This window comes from Streptomyces sp. NPDC055400, from assembly GCF_053644375.1.
Map to the genome: position 1 here is coordinate 1 of NZ_JBSHLM010000034.1, position 10212 is coordinate 10212.

Here is a 10212-nt window from a genome sequence, read left to right on the forward strand (position 1 = left end):
CACGGACGGCCGTGACGATGCCGGAGATCATCTCGCGCACAGATGCCGGGACACTGCTGCTGGAGTCGTCCATCAGCCGCGCATACCCACCCTGGCCACAGAGAAGTTCACTCATTCGGGTGAGGCTGCCGGACCGTAAGGGGCCCAGCCAGAACCGGCCGGTCCGGCAGCCCCGTGGGCCGGGCAGGCTTCCGGGACCGCCGGCCCAGATGGCGTGGTGCGGGCCCCCGGGGGAAGGTCCGCCGCTCCACGCCGGACTATCTGGTCGGCCACAGGCAGCGGCTCGCCAGCAGTGTCCACCCCCGGTCCGCCTGACCGGGCACGACACGCACCGCCGCCGTCCACCAGGCCACCAGGCCACCAGCGCGGCGCAGATCAGATCACGGCCGGGAACAACACCGGCCCGGTGCCCACCGCCCGGTCATCGATGACAGGCGCGGATTGGCGCACCGGTGTACCTCGATCGGTCCCTGGCAGGCAGCCCGCCGACGAGGCGCCGTCCGCAGCCAGGACCGCAGCCCCCGCCCTGAAGAAGTAGGGCGCGCCACAAGGCTGCTGAGCGGTGACCTGTGCCTTCTGGTCTTCCTCGTCCTATCCACTCTCGTGCTCATCCTTCGGCACATGGACGTCGTCCCGGTAACCGTGCCCCAACGTCACCCGTCGAGGTTCTTGTACTCCTTCGCGGGTACGCCGACGTCCGAGAAGATGTCCCATGCCTGCTGCCTCATCAGTTCAGCGGTACCACCGTCGGTCTTCCGGTGGGCGCGGGCGAGGGCCATGAGGGTGCGGGCCTCGCCGAGTCGGTGGCCGGTCTCACGGTGTACGGCCAGGGCCTCCTGGGCGAAGGTGGTGGCTGTGGTGTGCGCTCCTTCGGACGCCCATATGTCGCAAAGGGCGGTCAGAGCCTGACCTTCCAGCATGCGGAACGAGTGGGCGCGTGCCAGGGTCAGTGCCTGCTCAGCATGACTTCGGGCTTGGTCGTTCTGGGCCATTTCCTTGTGAGTGAGGGCGAGGCCCAGGAGGCTGTCCGCCTCGGTTCGTCGGTATCCTGATTGGCGGGAGAGGGTGAGGGCCTGGTTGTCGGCCCTCAGCGCCCGGTCGAAATGCGCCAACTGACGGTGGGCGGCGGCGACCGTGCTGAGGACGATGGCCTGGATCCAGTGCCGCCCCTGGTCCTTGACCATGGCGGAGGCGCGCTCAGCCTGGTCCAGTGCCTCATCGTGTCGGCCGAGCTCGATACTGATCTTCGCGACGGCGGCAAGCATCTGGGCGCGGCCGTTGCGGTATCCGCCCCTACCTTCGGGGGCCACCCAGGGACCGAGGACGTCCAGGCCGTCGGTGAGACGTCCGAGTTCCCAGTACACCCAGCCCAGCCCCTGCAGAGCCGGGCTGTCGTCCCACCAACTGAGCTCCGCATTGCGGCTGAGGGCCAGTTCGAGATGAGCGGCAGCCTCGTGCAGTCGGCCCAGATCCCGGCAGACCATACCGAGGCCGAGCAACGTGAACGCTTCGGTGTGACGGTTCCCCACGTCGCGGGTGATCCGCAAGCCGGCGGTGAAGTGCTCATGCGCACGCTCGAGCCGCGCCATGGTCCAAGCCACGAAGCCTCGGCCGGCCAGGGTCGCCGCCTCGCCCTGCGCCCAGCCCAGCTCCCGGCTGATGTCTGCTGCACGCGTGTTGTGCTCCATCGCCTCCCGCACATGCCCCCAGTCCCACCGGATCACCCCGAGGCTCTGGTGCATGGCCGCCTGGCCGTGCAGGTCGCCCTCGGTCTGCGCTGCCTCCAGTGCCGCCTGCGCGGTGGACAGCCAGGTCGCCCGCGGCAGATGGAGCCAGAAGTGGCCGAACAGTACGGAGGTCAGGTGCCAGGTAGCGGGCCGCGGACCGTGCCGGGCAGCACGGTTGATGACGGCCAGCAGATTCCCCCGCTCCGCCTCCAGCCACGCTGTGGCCTCGGCGGCGGACGGCATGCCCTGCTGCTCGTCGGCCTGTAGCTCGGGCGGCAGTTCAGGAAACATCCAGGTCCCAGAGGCGGCGCGAGCGGCGTGCAGGTACCAGATCAGGAGCCGTTCGAGTGCGGCGTCACGGCCCGCCGCTGTCTCCTCCACCTGCGCACGCTGTTGCGCGTACTCGCGAAGGAGGTCATGGAACCGGTACCGGCCCACCGTCACCGGTTCGATCAGGTGGGCCGCGGCCAAGGCGCCGAGCAGGCGACGGGCCGGGGGCAGCGGTGCATCCAGGAGCGCCGCTGCGGCCTCGGTGGTGAACTCCGCTCCCGGGAACAGGCCGAGCAGGCGGAACAGCCGCTGTGCGCCGGGTGCCAGGACCCGGTATGACACCGAAAAGGCCGCACGCAAAGGAGAATTGGCGTCACCGTCCGGCTCCAGCGCCTCCAGCTTGTTGCCCTCGGTCATCTCGGCGACCAGGTCGGCCGTCCGCAGGGCCGGGTCGCCCGCGAGCCTTGCGGCGGCCACGCGCAGCGCCAGAGGAAGGCTGCCGCACAGCCGGATCAGTTCGCCGACCGCACGCTCGTCGGCGGCTACCCGATCCGCGCCGAGAGTTCGGCTCAGCAGCGCGCAGGCCTCGTCCGGCTGAAGGAGGTCCAGTGGCAGGGCGTGGGCACCGTCGTGAGCGACGAGGTCGCCGAGCCGGTTGCGGCTGGTGACGACGACACAGCAGGCCGGACTCGACGGCAGTAGCGGACGTACCTGCTCGGCGGAGGCCGCGTTGTCCAGCAGGACGAGCATGCGCCGGTCGGCCAGCAGGGTCCGGAACACGCGGCCCTGGGCCTCGTGGTGCGGGGGGATATCCGACGCCGCGAGCCCCAGGCTGCGCAGCAGCAGTTCAAGGGCCTCGCCGGGCTCAAGGGGCTGGCGGTCGTGGTCGAAGCCGTGGAGGTTGACGTAGAGCTGGCCGTCAGGGAAGTGATCGCGGACCTGATGTGCCCAGTGCACGGCCAGCGCGGTCTTGCCAATGCCGGCGGCACCGCCGATGGCGGAGATGACCACGGTGTTCGCAGCCCCCCGCTCCTGCGCGGGCGAAAGCAGCGCGTGGAGCCGGGCGAGTTCACCGGCGCGGCCAGCGAAGCCCGGGGCGTCGTGGGGGAGTTCGGCCGGCACGGCGCCCTCGCGCGCCTTGGCGAGCCTGGGCGGGGAAGGAGCCGGCGGACGCAGGAGGAAGACGTCGTCCTGGTTCAGCACCGCTTCGTACACCCGGCGCAGTTCCTCACCGGGATCGGCTCCGAGCTCGTCACGCAGTCGTACACGGAAGTCCTCGTAGGCCTTGAGCGCTTCCGCCTGACGTCCGCAGCCGTACAGGGCCCGCAGGCGCAAGGCCGTCAGCGCCTCGTCGTAGCGGTCGGACGCGGACAGCCCGCCGCGGTCGTCGAGGGCCTCGCCGAACCGGCCCAGCAGCACCAGGCACTTGAGCCGCTCCAGCCGGAGCGTCCGCCGGCGCTCCTCCAGCCGCCGCCGCTCTTCCTGCGCGAACGGTCCCGGCAGGTTGGCCAGGGGTTCGCCCCGGAACAACTCGACGGCCTCGGACAACTGAACTGCCGCCGCGGCCAGATCGCCCGACGTGACGGTGCGCAGGGCCTCATCGCCCCGCACGTCCAGATCCGCCGTGTCGAGCCGGACCCCCTCGACCACGAAGCGGTACCAGCCCTTTCCACTGCGGATCACCGACTGCGCGGGCTCGGTGCCTTCCGGTTCGAGCGCCCTGCGCAGCGAGTTGACGTGAGTCGGCAGCACCTTGCGACCGCCCGCGGGCGGCTCCATCCCCCACACTGCGTCGAGCAGCCGCTCATGACTCACCACGGCCCCTTGGCGCAGCAAAAGCGCAGCCAGTACCGCCTGCCGCTTGACCGGACCCAGCTCCAGGGGTGTTCCACCCCGCCATGCCCGTAACGGCCCGAGCACCTCGAATCGAAGCAATTGGGGAGATCCGCCGTCCACCGAGAAGCCTCCGCTCCCGTAAGTCATCGAAATTTCATCAGCATTGCAGCACCCCCGGCCAGGGTGATGGACACGACATCGCACAACCCGCACAACCCAAAGGGGCCCGAGTGACCGAAGTGGAGTTGGTGGCCACCGCGTTGGCCACAGGAGCGGCAACCGGACTCCCCGACACCTCACGCGGGGTCGTCCACGACCTACACGCCGAACTGAGAGAGGCAGTCCGCCGCCGGTTGGCCGGTGGCGGCCACGGCGTACGGGGCGGCTATGGCGTACGGGTACTGGACGCGTACGAGACGGACCCCGACGTGTGGTGGACCCGGCTGCTCCAGGTCCTGACGGCCTCCGGGACGGAGATGGACGACGAGACCCTCGCCGCGGCCCGCGCCGTGCTCCGCGCGGAGCGCCGGACAGGGCACATCGCCGTGGATGCGGCTGTCTCATGACATGGCGGCGACTCCGCACGTCGGCGCAGCTCAAGGGGGTACTTGGGAGGTCGTGCCATGACTCGAACCTTTCATGAAATCGAGTCTCCATTCGAACCGGGGCGGTTCAGTATCTACGCGCTCCAGCGTTCGGACGGCCCTTCAGGGACGGGATCACCCGCTGGGATTTCGCTGCTGCGCCGCCCACGGCTTGGTCTGGAGAGAAGCCGTCCTGACAGAACTGAACTGCGTGCGACGGGCGCGTTGTCAGTGGCTGCTGTCACCATCCGGCCATGCCCATCAGCCGGGAGTACGCATGCTCCCTCTCCACGGACTTGACGCAGAGCGCCACGGTGCCGTTGGACCCTGACGCCTCCACATGCCGGGACTGGCGCAGCACGGCCACGTCTTCTTCGGCGACATAGCGGTGCGCTGCTACAAGCACAAGGCGCGCTGGATGTATGACGAGCGGGACATCCGGCGTGACCGGCAGGGATTTGCGGAGTTGCGTCTGCACCTGGACGACGTCGTCGACGTCCACCTGCCCGCGCGCGGCAGTTGGAAGGCGGAGGCGTAGACCCGTTTACCAGAGGCGGGAGTCGTGCGTCGGCGGCTTCGGGGGCACTGCACGACGTACACCGTGATCAACATTTGGTGATTTCGGGAGTCGGTCAACCGGAGCGTGCCGGCCCGAAGCTGCCGCATCTGCTGCCCCCGTCGCTGCTGATCGACCGGTACCTCAACTGCACCTTGGCTGCATTGTCCGTGAGGCTGGTTCTGAACATTGCGGGGGTTGATACTGGGGGCCATGTGCTCGACGTGTGCAGTCGGGTGGCGTTGGTCAACTGGTGCGGCGCGACATCGGGGTGGTCATGAACGGGGTGGAACTGGTGGTTGCCGCGTTGTCGGCGGGCGCCGCAGCAGGGCTCACGGACACCGCGAGCAGCGCGGTGCGGGACGCCTACGCGGGGTTGCGCGAGTCTGTGCGGCTGCGGCTTGCCGCTCGTGGCGACGTCGGCGCGCGGGTCCTGGAAGCCGGCGAGAACGGTGCGCAGGACGTGGTCGGGTCCGAGGTGTGGCGGGAGCAGCTGCGTGAGCTGCTGGTCGCGGCCGACATGGCCAGCGACGAGGACATCGTCGCTGCAGCGCGTTCGCTGCTCAGGGACCTGGGCCTCGACGAACCGCAGGACGGGGCGGGCGCCGTCGACGCCCGGCACGCCCAGGGCGTACAGATCGGCGACCACAACACCCAGACCAACACGTTCAACTGACGGGCTGTGTGCGTGGCCAGGGAGAATCTCGGGACCGGCAGTAGTGGCGGTGGCCCGTCGAACACGTACCAGGGCGTCCAGTTCGGTGACCACAACACCCAGCACAACTACTACGGCCCGGTGGTGCGCAACCTCTTCATCGGGCCCGTGCAGCGGCTGCAGGACGTCTGCTTCGATCCCGCGCCGCTGGAGCGCGACCTGGACCTCGCCCGCTTTACCGGACGCGACTGGCTGATCGAGCGGATCGACGGGTTCATCGCCGCCAACCCGCGCGGCTATGTGCTGGTCCAGGCCGAGGCCGGGGTCGGCAAGTCCACGCTCGCCGCCCACCTGGTGTGGACCCGCCCCTGGCTCCAGCACTTCACAAGTCTGCCGGGCGGGCGTTCTGCCGAGGCGGCGCGTAAGAGCCTGGCCGCCCAGTTGATCGCCCGATGGGGGCTCACCGAGGAGTGGGCGCCGGGCGGCATCATCCCGCCGACGTCCGGCCGGCCGGAGTGGTTCAGCCGCCTGGTCCACGCCGCGGCGGCCGCCCGCGATCGCGGCGCGCCCGCCGAGCCGATCGTCCTGGTGATCGACGGCCTCGACGAGATCGAAGATGGGCCCGAAGCCGTCGGCGGCGGGCTGCCGTTGGGGCTGCCCGCCAGTCTGCCCGACGGGGTGTTCGTGATCGCGACGAGCCGGTTCGGCATCGGACGCACCCTGCACGGGATGCGGCGCCCGATCGCCTGGCTGGAGATCGAGGTCGACGGCCAGCACAACCTGGCGGACATGCACCATTTCATCGCCGCGGTCACCGCCCCCGACAGCGGCGATGGGCGTCTCCTGCGTGCGGTGCGCGACGGAGGCACAGGACTCGAGTGGTTCCGGCAGACGGTGGCGCAGGCCTGCGCCGGGGTGTGGATCTACCTGCAGTACGTACTGGACGAGATTCGGGACGGTGTTCGGGGTCCGCGCAGCGTGGCCGAGCTTCCCTCCGACCTCGCCGCGTACTACGCGCAACACATCGAGCGCTGGCGCGGCGCACCGCACGACGAAGGGGCCCGACGGCAGTGGACGCGGGTCACGCGGCCTCTGCTGGGCGTGCTCGCGGCCGCCCGGGCCCCGCTGACCGCCGAGCAACTCGCCCTGTTCGCTGGGAGGTTGCCCCCCGAGACGGTGCGGGTGTTCGCGGAGGAGACCATCCGCCCGTTTCTGCACCGGGAGGACGATGCGCCCGGCGGGCCGCGCGGCCGGGGCGACGCACCCCGTGATCCGCACCGCCAGGACGACGCGACCCCCCAGCCGCGCTACGCGATCAGGCACCAGAGCCTGCGCGATCTCGTGGAAGGCCGGCTCCAGGCGGACCGGCCGGACGTGGCGGGCATGGCCCGCGCGCTCACCGCGCAGGTGCACGCCGCGCACCGGACGATCACGGAGGCGCTCACGCCGGCGGGCACCCCGGACGAGCGGGACTGGAGCGGGGCCGGGGCCTACGCGCGTGCCCATCTCGCCGCGCACGCGGCCGAGGCGGGGGTGCTCGACGACCTTGTCTGCGACCCCGGGTTCTTGCTGGTCGCGGGGCCCGGCGCGGTTATGGCCCAACGCGGTGGACTGCACACCGCCGACGGCAGGAGCGCGCTCGCCGCGTTCGAACTCAGCCTGCACGACTGGGCGCCGTCCGCGCCGTCCCAGAACCTGACCAGGCTGGCTGCCAACGCCGCGCGGCTCGGCTCGGAGGCCCTCGTCGCCGCGTGCCGGCGCCGCGCGGACGGGGAGTGGCCGATCCGCTGGGCGACCTGGGGCGGCCGACAGCACCGCAAGCTCGCCGCCAGTGACGATGTGGTGGACTCCGTGGTCCTCGGCCTCGTCGGCCCGCGCGAGGTGGTGGTCTCGGGGTGCTTCGACGGCACTGTGCGGATCTGGGACGCCGCCAGCGGCGCCGAGTTCGGCGCCCCGCTCACCCTCGACTCCGCCGTGATGGCAGTGGCGTTGGGGCGGATCGGCGACCACGACCTGATCGTCACGGGCGACGAGGAGGGGTGCGTACGCGTGTGGGACACGGCCAGCCTCGCACCGGTCGGCGCTCCGCTGACCGGACACGACGGCGCCGTAAACGCGGTGGCGCTCGGCCGCGTCGGCGACCGGAATGTGATCGTCAGCGGGGCCGAGGACGGCACCCTACGGGTGTGGAACGCGGCCACGCGTGAACCAGTCGGCGCTCCGCTGACCGGACACGACGGCGCCGTAAACGCGGTGGCGCTCGGCCGCGTCGGCGACCGGGACGTGATCGTCAGCGGGGCCGAGGACGGCACCGTACGCATCTGGGACCCAGTCGCCCACCGTCAGCTCGGCAGCCCGCTGGTTGGGCACGACGGCGCGGTGCGCACGGTCGTGCTCAGCAGGTTCGAGGGGCGCGAGGTGATCGTCACCAATGCCTACGACGACCGGGACATCGCCCGCTCCCCCTCAGCAGGCGGCGTACGCGTCTGGGATGCGGCCACCGGACAGTGCACCTCCGCCCCCCTCGACTACCACGCGACCGTGGCCACCTGCGCAGTCGGCCAGCTCGACGGCCGGGACGTGATCGTCACGGGCGCCTTCGACCTGACCGTACGCATCTGGGACGCCGCCACCGGCGACCAGCTCGGCGCCCCGCTGGCCGGGCACACCTCGTCCGTCGTGGCTGTGACGCTCGGCCGGGTCCGGGGCCGTGACGTGATCGTCTCCGGATCCGGCGACGGCACGGTGCGAATCTGGGACGCCGCAACGGGCGCCCCGGGCACGGAGTCCGCTGCCGGGCACCGGAGACCCGTGGAGTCCGTGGCCATCGGGCGCGCGGGGGGCCGCGATGTGGTCGTCTCCGGGGCGCGCGACGGCACGGTACGCACCTGGGACGCCGCAACGGGCGCCCCGATGGGCGCCCTGGTAGGTCACTTCGCGCCGGTGCACGCGGTGGCGCTCGGCCGTGCGGCAGGTCGCGAGGTGATCGTCACCGGTTCCGAGGACCGGACCGTGCGCGTCTGGGACGCCGTGACCGGGCACGTCGTCCACGACCTCGAGGGTCACGACAGCGGTGTGCGGGCACTGGCGACCGGCACCGTCGGGGGCCGCGAGGTGATCGTGAGCGGAGGCCTGTTCGGGGACGAGACGATCCGGGTGTGGGACGCCGCCGACGGCGAACTGATCCGCGCGCTGCGCGTCCGCGCCGGTTCCCGGACGGTGGCGATCGGCCGCGCCGGGAACCGGGACGTCATCGTCTGTGGCTCCGGCGCCGGCCACATCCACGTATGGGACGCCATCACCGGAGAGTCGACCGTTCCCGCGATGCCGGCGTTCGTCGCCCCTCGCCCGGTCGGCCATGCCAGGGACGTGCTGTGTGTGGCGCTCGGCAGGGTCGGCGACCGTGCCCTGATCGCGTCAGGAACCTGGGAAAACACGGTGCGGCTCTGGGACGCGGTCACCGGCCGGCCACTCGGAGAACCGCTCACCGGCCACGACAAGGGCGTCTGCTCCGTGGCATTCGGCCGCTTCGGCGACCGCGACGTCGTGATCTCGGGATCGGTCGACACCACGGTCCGCCTCTGGGATGCCCTGACCGGTGTCCCGGTCGACACCCCACTCACCGGGCATCACGGCACGGTGTACGCAGTGGCGGCGGGGCGAGCCGGTGGCCGTGACCTAATCGTGTCGGGTTCGGAGGACACCACGGTCATTGCGTACGAACACCGTCCGCAGGAGAGGTGGGGCCTTGACCCAAGGCCGGGAAGTTAGCGCATTTCCGCTGGTTGCAAGGCTGTTGGTGTCCAGGTCGTGGCTGCGTAGAGGCCGGGGCCGATCTTATGGATCAGTCCGCTGTCGGCCCATCTGGAGAGTTGCCGGTACATGCTGTCCAGCCGGATGTCGCCGAAGCGGGCGGCGATCTCTGCGACTCTCCACAGGCGGGTCGGGCCGTCCTGGAGCAGAGCAAGAATGCGGTGCCGACGGCGCTGGGCGGGGATGGTGTTCCGGTCATCGCGCGAGACTGCGGGCAACGCGGTTGTTCGGGCCGCCAAGTGGTGCGCGGGCCCGGTGAGGGTGCGCAGGGCCAGAGACTCCAGCAGGGCCTGTGTGCTGGAGGCTGCGGGTACCAGCCGGGAGAGGCTGGGGAGATCGCCGGTCCGGGCGCGGGCTCCTTCGAGTGACTCCTTGGTGAAGTCTCTACGTGCGGAGGCAACTTCGTGCAGCAACATCGCGTGTCCTTTCGACGGCGGCCCCCGACCGGGCTCTGAACAACGCGGTGTTGTTGATGCGTGAGAAGGCAGAAAGGTGATGGTGGCGAAGAAGGTTCCCCGTCGGCGTCCGCAGGTCGGATAGGACGTCCGGGACTGGCCCCTCGCTCGGGCCAGACTGATCGTAAAGATACCTTCCCCCGACCGCGCCATCTGGTCACAGCGCTGGCGCGCCACTCTCTTGAGTGATGATCTCGCGCGCTGCTTCACGCATGCGCTCGGCCTAGGCACTGTTTCTCGGATCTCCTGACATGAGTGGGGAGTTGGAGCCAGGCTGGCGGTATGGGCCGTGGAGATCTGACGAACGCGGAGTGGG

The 10212-nt window shown here is 70.6% G+C and carries 6 protein-coding genes; 4 read left to right on the forward strand and 2 right to left on the reverse strand.

The annotated features are described in order from the left end of the window. Positions 1-653: 653 nt before the first annotated feature. Positions 654-3980, reverse strand: coding sequence for an AfsR/SARP family transcriptional regulator (locus tag ACWIGU_RS44575; protein WP_454407664.1), 3327 nt, complete (start codon positions 3978-3980; stop codon positions 654-656). 83 nt (positions 3981-4063) lie between these two features. Here ACWIGU_RS44575 and ACWIGU_RS44580 point away from each other — a divergent pair, with 83 nt between their 5' ends. The 4 genes from ACWIGU_RS44580 (at position 4064) to ACWIGU_RS44595 (ending at position 9399) form a co-directional block, all read left to right on the forward strand. Continuing rightward, positions 4064-4399, forward strand: a complete 336-nt coding sequence (locus ACWIGU_RS44580; RefSeq protein ID WP_454407665.1) for a hypothetical protein — start codon at positions 4064-4066, stop codon at positions 4397-4399. Between the two features lie 358 nt (positions 4400-4757). Beyond that, on the forward strand, positions 4758-4955 hold the full coding sequence (locus ACWIGU_RS44585) for a hypothetical protein (RefSeq protein WP_454407666.1): 198 nt from the start codon (positions 4758-4760) through the stop codon (positions 4953-4955). Between the two features lie 271 nt (positions 4956-5226). Then, a complete protein-coding gene (locus ACWIGU_RS44590; RefSeq protein ID WP_454407667.1) occupies positions 5227-5649 on the forward strand; it encodes a hypothetical protein in 423 nt (140 codons plus the stop codon). Between the two features lie 12 nt (positions 5650-5661). Next, a complete protein-coding gene (locus ACWIGU_RS44595) occupies positions 5662-9399 on the forward strand; it encodes an AAA family ATPase (protein WP_454407668.1) in 3738 nt (1245 codons plus the stop codon). Here ACWIGU_RS44595 and ACWIGU_RS44600 read toward each other — a convergent pair. Further along, positions 9396-9857: a hypothetical protein gene (locus ACWIGU_RS44600; RefSeq protein ID WP_454407669.1), complete on the reverse strand. Its 462-nt coding sequence runs from the start codon at positions 9855-9857 to the stop codon at positions 9396-9398. The genes ACWIGU_RS44595 and ACWIGU_RS44600 overlap by 4 nt on opposite strands. Positions 9858-10212: the final 355 nt, after the last annotated feature.